The sequence below is a fragment of the Streptomyces geranii genome (genome assembly GCF_002954775.1).
Lineage (GTDB): Bacteria > Actinomycetota > Actinomycetes > Streptomycetales > Streptomycetaceae > Streptomyces > Streptomyces geranii.
Genome location: NZ_PJME01000022.1, coordinates 41249 through 54751 on the forward strand (window position 1 = coordinate 41249; position 13503 = coordinate 54751).

12 protein-coding genes are annotated in these 13503 nt (G+C 71.2%); 9 read left to right on the forward strand and 3 right to left on the reverse strand.

Annotated features, from left to right (window positions below; genetic code table 11):
• Nucleotides 1-399: 399 nt before the first annotated feature.
• The 4 genes from CW359_RS26535 to CW359_RS26550 are packed head-to-tail and all read left to right on the forward strand — an operon-like array spanning nt 400 to nt 6794.
• Nucleotides 400-1197 (forward strand): glycosyltransferase family 2 protein, encoded by a 798-nt coding sequence (locus CW359_RS26535; protein WP_105972655.1) that lies wholly within the window; start codon nt 400-402, stop codon nt 1195-1197.
• A complete protein-coding gene (locus CW359_RS26540; protein WP_105972656.1) occupies nt 1194-2192 on the forward strand; it encodes a glycosyltransferase family 2 protein in 999 nt (332 codons plus the stop codon). The genes CW359_RS26535 and CW359_RS26540 overlap by 4 nt, the downstream gene beginning before the upstream one ends.
• Nucleotides 2189-2986, forward strand: coding sequence for a polysaccharide deacetylase family protein (locus tag CW359_RS26545; RefSeq protein ID WP_105972657.1), 798 nt, complete (start codon nt 2189-2191; stop codon nt 2984-2986). Before CW359_RS26540 ends, CW359_RS26545 begins: the two co-directional genes overlap by 4 nt.
• Nucleotides 2979-6794 carry a lipopolysaccharide biosynthesis protein gene (locus CW359_RS26550; protein ID WP_105972658.1) on the forward strand — a complete coding sequence of 1272 codons (3816 nt, stop codon included), beginning with the start codon at nt 2979-2981 and terminating at the stop codon, nt 6792-6794. The genes CW359_RS26545 and CW359_RS26550 overlap by 8 nt, the downstream gene beginning before the upstream one ends.
• 32 nt (nt 6795-6826) lie before the next feature.
• On the opposite strand, the gene CW359_RS26555 is transcribed toward CW359_RS26550, so the two are convergent.
• Nucleotides 6827-8254 carry a GH39 family glycosyl hydrolase gene (locus tag CW359_RS26555; protein WP_105972659.1) on the reverse strand — a complete coding sequence of 476 codons (1428 nt, stop codon included), beginning with the start codon at nt 8252-8254 and terminating at the stop codon, nt 6827-6829.
• A gap of 98 nt (nt 8255-8352) precedes the next feature.
• Here CW359_RS26555 and CW359_RS26560 point away from each other — a divergent pair, with 98 nt between their 5' ends.
• Nucleotides 8353-9447 (forward strand): DUF5925 domain-containing protein, encoded by a 1095-nt coding sequence (locus tag CW359_RS26560; protein ID WP_105972660.1) that lies wholly within the window; start codon nt 8353-8355, stop codon nt 9445-9447.
• A 166-nt stretch (nt 9448-9613) separates the two neighbouring features.
• On the opposite strand, the gene CW359_RS26565 is transcribed toward CW359_RS26560, so the two are convergent.
• Nucleotides 9614-9982, reverse strand: a complete 369-nt coding sequence (locus CW359_RS26565; protein ID WP_198655397.1) for a GntR family transcriptional regulator — start codon at nt 9980-9982, stop codon at nt 9614-9616.
• A 71-nt stretch (nt 9983-10053) separates the two neighbouring features.
• Between CW359_RS26565 and CW359_RS26570 the strand changes: the two genes are divergently transcribed.
• Both CW359_RS26570 and CW359_RS26575 read left to right on the forward strand, forming a co-directional pair.
• On the forward strand, nt 10054-10983 hold the full coding sequence (locus CW359_RS26570; protein WP_105972662.1) for a GNAT family N-acetyltransferase: 930 nt from the start codon (nt 10054-10056) through the stop codon (nt 10981-10983).
• The gene (locus tag CW359_RS26575) at nt 10964-11476 is read left to right on the forward strand and encodes a ribonuclease FAU-1 family protein (RefSeq protein ID WP_105972663.1); all 513 of its coding nucleotides are present in this window, start codon (nt 10964-10966) and stop codon (nt 11474-11476) included. Before CW359_RS26570 ends, CW359_RS26575 begins: the two co-directional genes overlap by 20 nt.
• Before the next feature lie 30 nt (nt 11477-11506).
• Here the strand turns inward: CW359_RS26575 and CW359_RS26580 are convergent, their stop codons facing one another.
• Nucleotides 11507-12094, reverse strand: a complete 588-nt coding sequence (locus CW359_RS26580; RefSeq protein ID WP_105972664.1) for a class I SAM-dependent methyltransferase — start codon at nt 12092-12094, stop codon at nt 11507-11509.
• Nucleotides 12095-12231: 137 nt separating this feature from the next.
• On the opposite strand from CW359_RS26580, the gene CW359_RS47165 reads away from it, so the two are divergent.
• Entirely contained in the window at nt 12232-12366 is a 135-nt protein-coding gene (locus tag CW359_RS47165) for a hypothetical protein (protein WP_105972665.1), read from the forward strand.
• 158 nt (nt 12367-12524) lie between these two features.
• Nucleotides 12525-13499: a lytic polysaccharide monooxygenase auxiliary activity family 9 protein gene (locus CW359_RS26590; protein WP_105972666.1), complete on the forward strand. Its 975-nt coding sequence runs from the start codon at nt 12525-12527 to the stop codon at nt 13497-13499.
• Nucleotides 13500-13503 lie beyond the last annotated feature (4 nt).

The window sequence follows — 13503 nt, forward strand, 5'->3', positions numbered from 1 at the left end:
TGGTTGCGTAACGGGCAAACCAATAAAAAGGTGAGGGCTCGTTCCAGGTCTTGCCATAAGGGTGTAATCGTCAATACCGTCAGACATCTCACCCGCATCGGTACGTCGTCCTGTGACTCAGGGGAGGGCTCAGGGTCCACGACGACCGTCGGAGCGGGACGCGGTAGGGGGGTGCCGTGCTCGGTGAACGAGAATCTCGCCGAGCCGTGCCGCGAGACCGGAGACCCGATCGGGTGGCCGGCCAGCTTTGCCAGCTCACCGGGCATGCACGGAGACAGCAACAGACCGATACGGAGAGACAGTTCGTCGTGCCGTGAGTGAGAACCCCCCTTTCGAACCGGACACATAACCGGGCCGCCCAGGGGCGGGCGGTCCACCGGACCGAGAGGGACCAGACTCATGAGTTCCGTTCTGCGACCGATAACGGCCGACGCGTATCGGCCGATCTCCTCACACCTGGCGATCACGCCACCCGTGAGTGTGGTGATCCCCGCCATGAACGAGGCGGAGAACCTGCCGTACGTCTTCAAGACCCTGCCCGACTGGATCCACGAGGTGGTCCTGGTCGACGGCAACTCCACCGACGACACCGTCGAGGTGGCGCGCGGGCTGTGGCCCGGCGTCAAGGTCGTCGAGCAGCAGGGCAAGGGCAAGGGGGACGCCCTGATCACCGGCTTCGAGGCCTGCAGCGGCGACATCATCGTGATGGTCGACGCGGACGGCTCGGCGGACGGCAACGAGATCGTGTCGTACGTCTCCGCGCTCGTCTCGGGCGCCGACTTCGCCAAGGGCTCGCGCTTCGCCAACGGCGGTGGCACCGACGACATGACGCCCATCCGCAAGCTGGGCAACTGGGCGCTGTGCACGGTCGTCAACAAGAAGTTCGGCGCCCGCTACACCGACCTCTGCTACGGCTACAACGCCTTCTGGCGGCACTGCCTCGACAAGATCGACCTCGACTGCACCGGCTTCGAGATCGAGACCCTGATCAACATCCGGGTCGTCAAGGCCGGTCTCAAGGTGCAGGAGATCCCGAGCCACGAGTACCTGCGCATCCACGGCGCGAGCAATCTGCGGGCCGTGCGCGACGGGCTGCGGGTGCTGCGGGTGATCCTGAAGGAGCGCTCCAACCGGCGTGACCTGCGCGGCCGTTCGCACTCCCGCGTGCTCAGCGCGAGCCGGGGAGAGGTGTCTTGAACCAGCTCGACGTCTCGGTGGTCGTCTGTGTCTACACCGAGGACCGCTGGGAGGACATCCTCGCGGCGGTCGCCTCGGTGCGGGCGCAGTCGCGGCCGGCCCTGGAGACCCTCCTGGTGGTGGACCACAACCGGGCGCTCCTGGACCGGCTGACCAAGGAGTACAAGGAGACCGCCGACGTACGGGTGCTGCCCAACGCGGGCCCGCGCGGCCTGTCGGCGGGCCGCAACACCGGGATCGCCGCCTCGCACGGCGAGATCATCGCCTTCCTCGACGACGACGCCGTGGCCGAACGCGACTGGCTGCGCCACTTCGCCGACGGCTACGCGGACCCCCGGGTGCTGGCCGTAGGCGGCCGTACGATGCCGATCTGGGCGTCGGGCCGCCGGCCGGCCTGGTTCCCCGAGGAGTTCGACTGGGTGGTGGGCTGCACGTACAAGGGCCTGCCGGAAGGGCGCGTCAAGGTCCGCAACGTCCTCGGCGGGAACGCCTCGTTCCGGCGTACGGCCTTCGACGCGGCCGGTGGTTTCGCCACCGGCATCGGACGCGACGGCGACAAGCGCCCGCTGGGCTGCGAGGAGACGGAGCTGTGCATCCGGCTCACCAGGGCCAGACCGGACGCGGTCCTGCTGATCGACGACCGCGCGGTGATCCACCACCGGGTGCCGGAGATCCGCGAGCACTTCCGCTACTTCCGCACCCGCACCTACGCCGAGGGCCTGTCGAAGGCGCTGGTGGCCCGAAGTGTCGGCGCGGACAAGGGACTTGAGTCCGAGCGCAGGTACACCACCCGGGTGCTGCCCGCCGGGGTCGCGCGCGGTCTGCGCGACGCCGTGCTGGCCCGCCCGGGCGGCGCGGGCCGGGCGGGCGCGATCGTCGCCGGGGTGCTGACGGCGGCGGGCGGCTACGTCCTCGGGAGTGTCCGGGCCCGCAGGGGCGGGCCCACGTTCACGGTGGTGGAGATCGGACGGAGCGCCGAAGGGGGAACGGCATGAGCACGCCCGTACCGATCCTCATGTACCACTCGGTCGCCACCGAACCGAACGACGCGACCAGGACCCTGTCGGTGGCTCCGGAGGCGTTCGCCGAACAGCTGGCGCTGCTGGCCGACCGGGGCTTCACGCCCGTCAACACGGCCGACCTGGCGGCGAGTTGGCGCTCCGGCCGCCCGCTCCCGTACCGCCCGCTGCTGATCACCTTCGACGACGGCTACGAGGGCGTCCACCGGCACGCGCTGCCGGTGCTCGCCAAGTACGGTTTCCCGTCCACCCTGTTCGTGTCGACGGGCTGGCTCAGGGGCCCGTACGACACCGGCGGCGGCCTCGACACCATGCTCGACTGGGACCAGGTGCGCGAACTCGCGGACGGGGGCGTCGAGATCGGCGGCCACAGCCATACGCACCCGGAGCTGGACCGGCTCGACGACGACGCGCTGCGCTTCGAGCTGACCCGCTGCCGTGAGGTCGTCGCGGGTGAACTGGCCGCCGTACCCGTGTCGTTCGCCTATCCGTACGGCTACTCCAGCCGCCGGGTGCGGGCGGCGGTACGGGCGGCCGGGTTCACCCAGGCGCTGGCCGTCGGCAACGGTCTGGCCCGCCGGGAGCAGGGGCCGTACGCCCTGCGGCGGGTCACCGTGCGCCGCTCCACCGGTATCGAGGAGTTCGCGCGGCTGGCCGAAGGCCGGTCGATCGCCCGCGACTTCGCCCGGGACCGTGCCCTCACCAAGGGGTACGCCATCGTCCGCAGAGCACGCCAGGTCCGCCGGAAGGCCATCAGTTCCCGTGTCTGACACGACGACCACACCCGCGACCGAGACCACCGGGACACCCGGGACCCGGGCGGCGGAACAGCGCCCGGGGCGGCGGCTGCGGCTGCCCGGACTGGGCAGGGGCAAGGGCGGCGGCAGCCAGCTGTTCCGCAACGCCTACGCGCTGATGCTCAACACGGGCATCTCCGCCGTGCTCGGGCTCGGCTTCTGGCTGGCCGCCGCCCGCTACTACTCCGAGTCGGCGGTGGGCCAGAGTTCCGCCGCGATCGCCGCCATGAAGCTCCTCGCGGGTCTCACGGCGGTGACGCTGACGGGCGCCCTGGCCCGCTTCATCCCGGTCGCGGGCCGCGCCACCGGACGGTTCATCTTCCGTACGTACGCGGGCAGTTCGGTGATCGTGGCGCTGGCCGCCGGGGCCTTCCTGCTGACGCTGAACGTGTGGGGGCCTTCCTACCGGTTCCTGCACGGGCCGGTGACCGCCCTCGGGTTCGTCGGTGCCGTCGTGCTGTGGAACCTGCTCACGCTCCAGGACGGGGTGCTGACCGGGCTGCGCAGCGCGCTGTGGGTGCCGGTCGGCAACACGGTTTTCTCCGCGGTCAAGTTGGGGCTGCTCGTGGCCTTCGCGGCGGCGATCCCGATGAGCGGGGTGTTCGTGTCGTGGGTGGCGGCCATCGCCGTGTCGGTGCTGCCGCTGGGCTGGCTGGTGTTCCGGCGGCTGGTGCCCCGGCACATCGAGGCGACCGAGGAGCACGCCGGGGCGAACCCGCCGACGCCGAGGGAGGTCGGCAGGTTCCTGGCCGGTGACTACACGGGCTCGCTGTTCTCCCTCGCGGTGGTCTATCTGGTGCCGGTGATCGTCGCCTCGCAGGTCAGCTCCGCCGACAACGCGTACTTCTACATCACCACGACCATCGGCGGCACGGTCAACCTGCTCGCCATCAACATGGGCGCCTCACTGACCGTCGAGGGCTCGCACGACCCGGCGCGGCTGGCCGCCAACACCCGGGCCGCGCTCAGGCGCATGGCCCGGATCATGCTGCCGGTCGCCGGGGTGCTGTTCTTCGGGGCGCCCTGGATCCTTGGCGTCTTCGGCTCGGGCTACGCGGACGCGGCGACCCCGCTGCTGCGCTGGTTCGCGGTCGGCGCGGTGCTGCGGGTCGTCATGGAGACGTACTTCGCCGTGCTGCGCGCGCAGAGCCGTACGGCCGGACTGGCCTGGATGCAGGGCCTGTTGTGCGCCCTGGTGCTCGGTCTGACGCTGCTGCTGCTCCCCCGGATGGGCCTGACGGGAGCGGGCGTCGCGGAGATCTCGTCCCTCGCGGTGATCGTCGCCATCGCCGCGCCGAAGCTGTACCGGACGGTCCGGGCGGCTCCGGCCGACGCGGTCCCTGAAGGTTCGGCACCGGACGGTGACCTCGCCGACCTGACCGCCGGCTCCCGGGGACGCGGCCAGGGCTGGGCCCGCTCGCTGGACTCGGACACCCTCGCCCTGGGCGTCCACCTCGACTTCGACCACCAGGAACGCCGTCCCGACGTCCGCCCGGGCCCGGGAACCCCGCCCACGGGGACACCGGTCCCGCGCGCGGACCACCGGCCGACCTGGGCGCTGAAGCAGGTGGAACCGGAGGCGGTGGGGCTGCCGGTGGAGGAACGGGAGCCGGTGGAGGGGGCGTTGCCGCAGCGGGCCACCCCGGCGGGCGCGGACGCGGAACTCGTACGAGCCGCCCAGGCGTCCCTCGTACGGGAGTTGCGCACCCAGGAGCCCCCACAGGACCCGCCCGTGCCACCACACCCGCTCTCCCTGCGCGAGCGCCTGCTACCCACGCGCGGCGGACTGGTCCTCGGCTGCCTGCTGATCGCCGCGCTGCTTCTCTACTGGGTGCCCGCGTCCCGCCTCGGCGAGGCCGACCTGGACCGGATGGGCGGGCTCGGCCTGATCTCCGTCCTCCCCCTGCCGACGCTGATCGGGGCCGGTCTGCTGGTCCTGGTGTTCGCGTCGCTGCTGTGGGGCAACCGCGAGCACCGCACACTGCTGGCGCTGACGCTGCTGGCGACGGTCGTGTCGCTGCACGCGCTGCCCGCCGTGATCGAGGCCGAGCCGCGCTTCGCGACGGCCTGGCAGCACCTCGGGTTCCTCGACTACATCGACCGCACCGGGACCGCCGTACCTGACCTGGACGCGCGCTGGAGCTGGCCGGGATTCTTCGCGGGCGCCGCGTTCGTGGCGAAGGCCTGCGGGGTGAACGACCTCACGGAGGTCATCCGCTGGTGGCCGCTGACCATGCAACTCCTCTATCTGGCACCGCTGTTCCTGCTGACCCGCTCGCTGCGGGCGAGCTGGCGGGCCAAGTGGACCGGGGTGTGGATCTTCGTCCTGAGCGGCTGGGTCGGCCAGGACTACTTCTCCCCGCAGGGCTTCACCTACCTCCTCTACCTCGTCTTCGTGGCGATCCTGCTGGTGTGGTTCAGGGCGCCGAGGGTGCTGTGGGCGAGGATGCGGCCGGGCGAGGCGGAGGTCGAACCGACGGACCGCCGCCAACAGGCTGTCCTGCTGGCCGTGTTGATCGCCCTGTTCGCGGCGACGGTCCCGGCCCACCAGCTGACCCCGTTCGTGATGCTGGGCGTACTGGCCATGCTGGTCCTGATCGGCAAGTCCGAACTCCGGGGCCTGCCCATCCTGTTCGGGGTCATCGTCGCCGTCTGGGTCGGCTTCATGGCCGAGCCGTACTGGTCGGGGCACTTCGACGAACTGTTCGGCGGGATGGGCGGAGTCGGCGGCAATGTCTCGTCGAGCGTCTCCGGCCGTATCGAGGGCGGCAGTTCGAGCCACAAGCTGGTCCTCTACACCCGCGTCCTGCTGGCCGGCGGGGTCATGGCCCTCGCCTGCTACGGCTGGTGGCGCCGCCGCGACCACAAGTACCGCGAACGCTCCCTGCTGGTCCTGACCTTCGTCCCGTTCCTGGGCTTCGGCATGCAGTCGTACGGCGGCGAAATGGCCCTGCGCGTCTTCATGTTCGCCCTGCCGGGCGCGGCGCTGCTGGCCGGGCTCGCCCTGTTCCCGCGCACCGGGGTGACCGCGAAGGAACGGGACCGGGACAAGATCAGCCTCGCTCCGCTGGCCGCGCTGATGGCGGGCCTGGTCCTCATGGGCGGCTTCCTGGTGGCCCGTTGGGGCAACGAGTCCTTCGAACGGACCCGCCCGGGCGAGGTCGCCGCGATGAACTACGTCTACGCGCACGACGATCCGACGGTCCGCCTGCTGTGGCTGAGCAACGACCTGGTCGACAACGTCACCCCGGCCCTGCCGTGGGGCGCCAAGGACATGGAGAAGGTGCAGTACGTACCGACGCTGGCTCCGGCCGACCCGGTCCTGGTGTCGGGGCTGGTGAAGGCGCTCAAGGACGCGGGCCCCAACTCGTATCTGATGGTCAACCGCAGCCAGGTGATCTATCTCCAGCTGGACGTGGGCTACTCGGCGGCGTGGGAGGGCCGGCTGCTCCAGAACCTGGACGGGCGGGACGAGTTGAAGAAGGTGTTCGTCAACTCCGACGTGACGATGTACGCGCTGCGGCAGCAGCCGGAGGGCAAGGTGCCGCGGCCCGACCCCGGCCCGATCGGCCCCCAGGTGACCTGGACGCCGTGGTCGGTGGTGGGCGGCCTGGCGGCCGTCGCCCTGATCCTGCTGCTGACGGCGAGGGAGGCCGTACGGGTGGCGGTACGACCGAGCGTGCGGCAACTCCGGTGGCTGCAGAGCAGCTTCTGGTTCTCGCTGCCGCTGCTGGCGGTGCTGCTGGCGTCGCTGGTGCAGAGATTCCTGACGATGAAGTGAGGGTGGCCGAGTGGCTCAGCCGGTGAAGTGGCTCAGCGGCTGAGCCACTTCACCTCGTACGCCCCCATCGTGAACCGCTTCCCGTCCACCTGAGCGTCGATCGGCCGGTCCAGGACGTTGACGACGAGAACAGCCTTGTCGTCGGCGAGCACCCGCACATTGGGCACGTCATCGGCGGCCACCGGAACCGTCTCGTACTTCGTCCCCGGCGGAAATGCGGCCCCGAACCGCGAGACGAGGTCGAACATCGGAAGTGCCGCTCCCCCACTGCCACTTGAGGTGGGGGTCCACAGGCAGCCGGCACAACCGGCCCCCTTCTCCTCCTCCGGGTTCCAGTAGAAGCCGGAGGAGGCGCCCCCCTTGGCCATCGCGATCAACCCGGCGGCCTGGACGGCCTCGCGGCGCGTCTCGGACCACCCGTCGCGGTTGTCGTCACCGTCGGCGGGCTCGACGTAGTACTCGGCCCACCACAGCGGCAGTCCGGGCGCCCGCGCACGCACCCACTCGCCCACGGCCGTGAACTTGTCGGTGGCCGCGAACTCGTCGGGGAGGAGTTCGTCGTCCTTGGTGTAGCTGGAGCCGTCGACAACCACGAAGTCGGCGCCCGCCTTGTGCTCGTTCCAGTAGTCGAAGGCGTCGAGGACCCGCTGGTCCATGGCACCCCAGGGCCCCTTGAAGGTCGTCGAGGCGTCGGGCTTCTGCCGGGGGTCGAGGCTGTCCATGACGAGGTACGGCCCGCCGACCATGATGTCCTTGTCGACCTTCTTCAGCGCCTTGTAGACGAGGTTGTACAGCTCGGTGTAGCCCTCGTAGTCCCAGCGCGCCTCGGAGTTGTTCCAGAAGCCCTTGAACTCGTTCCACACGACGAAGTGGCGGACATCGGGATAGCGCTTGGCGACGGTCGCGGCGAGGGCGGCGTAGTCCTTGTAGTGCGCGGGAGTCGGGGCCGTCTCCAGCGAGGCCTGGCTCCAGTCGGTGTTGTCGGAGCCGGACCTGCCGCCCTTCATCCAGTCCGGCGCACAGCACAGGGTGACCACCGGGGTGGCGCCGGACGCCCGCATGAAGTCGATGCGGCGGTCCAGCTCCGTGAAGTCGTAACGCCCCTTGACCGGCTCGGGGTTACCTGCGCCCCAGCCCATGATGTGCTGGTTCTGCGGCATTCCGGGGTCCTTGGAGAGCAGCCCCTCGACCCGGTCGACGGCCGCGTCCGCACCCTCGTCGGCGCTGAACTGGGTGTGCGTGAACCCCCAGCCGACGGCCGGGTCGGACGACCCCGGGGTGGCGGCGCCCGGCGTGCCGTGCACCTTGTCGCCGTCGCGGGAGGTGCCCGCGGTGCTGCCGCCGTTCGACGGCACGGTGTTGAGCAGGGTCAGGATCAGGGCCAGTGCGGCGGCCCCCACACCGAGCAGGGCGGTGAGCTGCCACCGCCGAGCCCCCGAATTCCACCCATGACGTCCCATCAAGGGCAACAGTAACCGCGAGGTACGGCCGGAGGGCAGGCCTCCGCAGGGTACGGAAACCGGGTGCGCACGGCGCCCGGGTGCCGGATCATGGCGGTATGTCTGCGAACCCACACGACGCGCTGCCGATCCGGCTCAACGTCGACGACAGCGACTCCCCGTCCGACGTCGTCGACGCGCTGTTCCTCGGCCGCTTCGCGACGGGCGAGCAGCCGTACTCGCACGCGGCGAACATCGACCGCGTACGGTCCGGGGCGACCCTTCTCCCGCCGGGCGCCAAGGTGCTGCGCGCCGCCCGCGACGACGACCGCAGCGCCACCCTGGCGGAGGGCGACGGCTGGACGCTCCTGGTGTCCCGCTGGAACCGCGGCGCCGACATCACGGTGACGGCGACCACGCCCGAGCTGGCCGCGAAGGTCCTCGACCAGGCGACGGACGGCGCGGCGGACGAGCCCGAACCGCAGCCGGAGAACGTGACGATGGGCTTCTGGTACGTCTCCCCGCGCCGGGGCCCGCACCGCACGACCCGCCAGATCTCGGCGGGTACGTGGGAGGAGGTCCGCGCCAACTACACGGCACCGGTGGCCGACGCGATGGACGGCCTGATGAAGACGACCCCGGAGGACATCGCGGGCCGCCTCCTGCTGCTCCACGGCCCGCCCGGCACCGGCAAGACGTCCGCGCTGCGCACGCTGGCCCGTTCCTGGCGGGACTGGTGCCAGGTGGACTGCGTCCTGGACCCCGAGCGCCTCTTCTCCGACGTCGGCTACCTGATGGACATCGCGATCGGCGAGGACGACGGCACGGGCAAGGGCCGCTGGCGCCTCCTGTTGCTGGAGGACTGCGACGAATTGATCAGAGGCGAGGCGAAGCACACGGCGGGCCAGGCCCTCTCCCGCCTCCTGAACCTGACGGACGGCCTGCTGGGCCAGGGCCGCAACGTCCTGGTGGGCGTCACGACCAACGAGGACCTGGAACGCCTCCACCCGGCGGTCGTCCGCCCCGGCCGCTGCCTGGCCCGCATCGAGGTGGGCCCCCTGACCCGCCGGGAGGCGACAACCTGGCTGGGCACGGAGGAAGGGTTGGGCAGAGAGGGCGCAACCCTGGCCGAGCTGTACGCCCTACGCAGGGGCACCACCCCGACAACGGTCCCGGACCAGAGAGAGGGAGCGGACGCGGGCCTGTACTTGTAAGAGGACAGACGGCTTGCAGAGGCGCGGGGAACCGTGCACCTTTGGGCCCCCTTTTAGGGGCGCGAGGAAGAGCGCACCTTTGGGCCCCCAGGCAACCGCAGGCCTTTAGGGGCGCGAGGAACTGCGCGACAAGCCCCCACCGCGCCGCACCCGAACAACGACCGGACTACCCCTGATAAGCCGCCCGCAGGGCATCCTCCACAGCAGCCAACGCCGCATCCGCCCCCAGCCCAAGCCTCCGCACCCGCTCCGCATAAGCCCGCGCAGCACCCGCAGCCTCACGATCAGCCGCCGAGCCCGCGGCAGCGACCACCGTTCCGTTACGCCCCCGCGTCTCGATCACCCCGTCCGACTCCAACGCCCGATACGCCTTCGCCACCGTGTTCGCCGCCAACCCCAACTCCTCCGCAAGCCCCCGCACGGTCGGCAACCGGTACCCCACCGGCAACACCCCCGCCCGAGCCTGCTCGGAGATCTGCGCCCGCACCTGCTCGTAAGGCGGCGCACTGTCATCGATGCGGATCTTCAAAGTCACCCCGCGATTCTCCCGCACCCACCGGAAAATGGGAGGCACCCGCGCAGCTCCCCCGCGTAACGTCCCAGCTCATGACAGTGACCGTCCGAGCCCTACGCCCCGACGACACCGCCGGCGTCGAGGCTTTCGCCCACGTCCGCCGTATCGCCCTCCCCTTCGTCCTGTTCACGCCGGAGGCCATCGCGTACGGCATCACGCACGCCCACCCCGACGCCCACTTCCAGGCCCTCGTGGCCGAGGAGGACGGCGAGGTGCTCGGCACCGCCCAGACCGCGGTCGTGCACGACAGCCCGGAGCCCGGCCAGGGCTTCGTCAACGTGTACGTCCACCCGGAGCGCACAGGACGCGGCGCCGGTTCGCTCCTCGTCCGCACCGCCGAACGGCACCTCGCGGCAGCCGGGGTGACGAAGTCCTTCGCGTGGGTGCTGGACGCCCCCGGCAACCGCGCCTTCGCCGAGCACCGCGGCTACCGCTCCAGCCGCAACGCGCACTTCCTCCGTCTGGACCTGGTGAACGGCACCCTGCCCCCGCGCCAGGACCCCCCGCCGGGCGTCGAACTCCGCACGGGCGCCGACTACGCGGCCGACCCGCGCCCCCTGTTCGAGCTGGACGCGGAGACGATGTCCGACGAACCGAGCGATGTCTCCTACGAGTTCACGGACTACGAGGCCTGGCTCCGCGAGTACTGGCAGCACCCCCTGTTCAGCCCGGAGCTGACCTCGGTCGCGGTGGTCGAAGGACGCCCCGCCGCCTTCAGCGCGGCCCGCACCGACGGCGCCACCCGCTACGGCACCGCGATGACCGGCACAGCCCGCGACTTCCGCGGCCGGGGCCTGGCGAAGCTGGCCAAGAACGACTCCCTGCACCGCGCCCGCGCCGCCGGCTACACGGAGGCCCTGACGGGCAACGACGCCGGAAACGGACCGATGATCGCCATCAACAAGTGGTTCGGCTACGAGATCTGCGCGACGGAGGTGCGCTATGTCCGCGACCTCGTCTGAGCCCACACCCACGACGCCTTCCACACTGAACGTCGTACTCGTCAAGGCGGGCCGCATAAAGATCACTTACCCGGCCGAGCTGCTCCATGACGACGGCACCCGACTCGCCGTACGCGCCGCCTGGGCCACGGACGGAGTCCGCGACTTCGGCTTCGTCCGCTTCGAGCCCGGTGACGTGTTCACGGAGTACTACTGGCGGGACCGCTGGTACTCGGTGAAGGAGGTCCGGACCGCGTCGGGCGTGCTGAAGGGCTGGTACTGCGACATCGCCCGCCCGGCCAGGCTCACCGGCAGCGACCTGGTCGTCGAGGATCTCGACCTGGACCTGTGGCGCTCCGCGGACGGCACGGACGTACGACGGCTGGACGAGGACGAGTTCGCGGAGAGTGGTCTGGCGGAGTCGGACCCGCAGGCCGCGTCCGCCGCCGTGAAGGCCCTCGACGAGCTGGAGTCACTGGCCCGCGAGGGCGGCTTCGAGAAGCTGCTCGGCTGAAGGTCCCACCCAGAAAAAACTCCTGCCCTCCTACAGCCGGGCCAGCACCGCGTACCGCTCGTCCTCCACCGCACGCCCCCACAGCGCCGCGTCCCCGGACAGCCGCTCCACGCGTACGTCGGCGGCCAGGGGCGCGAGCAGTCCCGTAAGGGTGTCGGCGGGTATGCCGGCCGGGGTGACCGTGCCCCACACGCCCTCGACCAGCACCAGCCGTCCGCCCGCCCTGAGCAGCCCCTGCCAGTGCCGCAGCACGCGCGCGGGGTCGGGCAGGGTCCACAGGACGTGTCGTACGAGCACAACGTCGAAGCGCTCCTCCCCCACCGGAGGTGCCGCCGCGTCGCCGACGAGGAACACGGCGGCGCGGCCGGCGAGCTTGCCCCTGGCCAGGTCGACCATCGCCCGGGAGGCGTCCACGCCGGTGACGCGGTGTCCCTGTTCGGAGGCGAGGAGCGACAGGCTGCCGGTGCCGCAGCCGAGGTCGAGGACGTCGGCGGGGCGGTCGGGCAGCCAGGAGCGCAGCCGGGCCGCCCAGGCCTCGCGGACGGCCGGATCGCGCAGGCCGTGGTCGGGTTCGTCGTCGAAGGTGGCGGCCTCCGCGTCCCAGTCGGTGTTCGTCATGCGGCCAAGAGTGACACCCGCCACTGACAATCGAATCGTGACGGCCGCCACTGACAGACCGGCGCCGATGAGTCACCCTCCCGGGAACGGTCCATCTCCGTGAAACCGCGGCACCCGGTGGACCGAAGGAGGCAGCCATGCGCCGCGTAACCGTGCAGAAGCCCCTGAAGAAGTCGGACGCCCGCCGGGTGCGGGAAGAGGTCGACGAACGCGTCACCGAGCGTCCCGAGGTCCGAAAGGACATCGCGCGCACCTGGTGGCCGGACGGCTGAGGTCACCCTCTCCGCGCCCGCTACCTGAGCGCAGTCCGAACCCTTCCTTAAGCCGACCATAAGGATCCCCTCCACCCGCCTCCAGCAGGCGATTTCGCGGTTCCCTCGGGCTAGTTTGCTGATCGCCCCCACCGAGGACCGTTCCGAGGAGATCCCGCATGTCCGCAAGCCGCTGCCGCCGCACGGCCGCCGTGATCACCGCCGTGGCCGGCCTCGGTCTCGCCCCGCTGGCCCTGCCCGCGACGCCCGCGTCCGCGCACGGCTCGATGGGCGACCCGGTCAGCAGAGTCGCCCAGTGCTACGCGGAGGGCCCGGAGAGCCCGCGGTCGGCCGCGTGCCGGGCGGCGGTCGCGGCGGGCGGTACGCAGGCGCTGTACGACTGGAACGGCATCCGGATCGGCGAGGCGGGCGGGCGGCACCAGGCGCTGATCCCGGACGGGAAGCTGTGCAGCGCGGGCAACGCCGAGTTCAAGGGCCTCGACCTGCCCCGCGCCGACTGGCCCGCGACCGGTGTGCGGGGCGGCTCGTACACCTTCAGGTACCGCGTGACCGCCCCGCACAAGGGCACCTTCGTGGTGTACCTCACCAAGCCGGGCTACGACCCGTCGGGGCCCCTGTCCTGGTCCGACCTGGACTTCGAACACCCGGTCGCCACCGCCGTTGACCCGGTGGCGACGGGCGGCTTCTACACGTTCTCCGGCACCCTGCCGCAACGTTCCGGCAGACACCTCCTGTACGCGATCTGGCAGCGCTCGGACAGCCCGGAGGCGTTCTACTCGTGCTCGGACGTGACGTTCGGCGCGGGCTCGGGCGCGGGAACGGCACCCGGCAGCTCCGCCCCCACGCCCTCCGCGTCCGCTGAACCCTCCACGCCCTCCGCACCCTCCACGCCCTCCGAGGAGCAGATCGAGGCCGGTGCCGACGAGTCGACGGTCGACCACGCGGGCCACTCGGCGGAGCCGAGTACGGGAACGACCGAGCCGGTCACCCGGCCGACACCGGCCGGCGCCGCCGTGAACCTCGCCGAGACCGGCGGCTCCGCCGGCACCCCGTACCTCGCGATGGCCGGCGCGGGCGCGCTGGCCATGGGCGCCGCCGCCCTGTCGCTGTCGGTCCGCCGGCGCCGGCACTGATCTC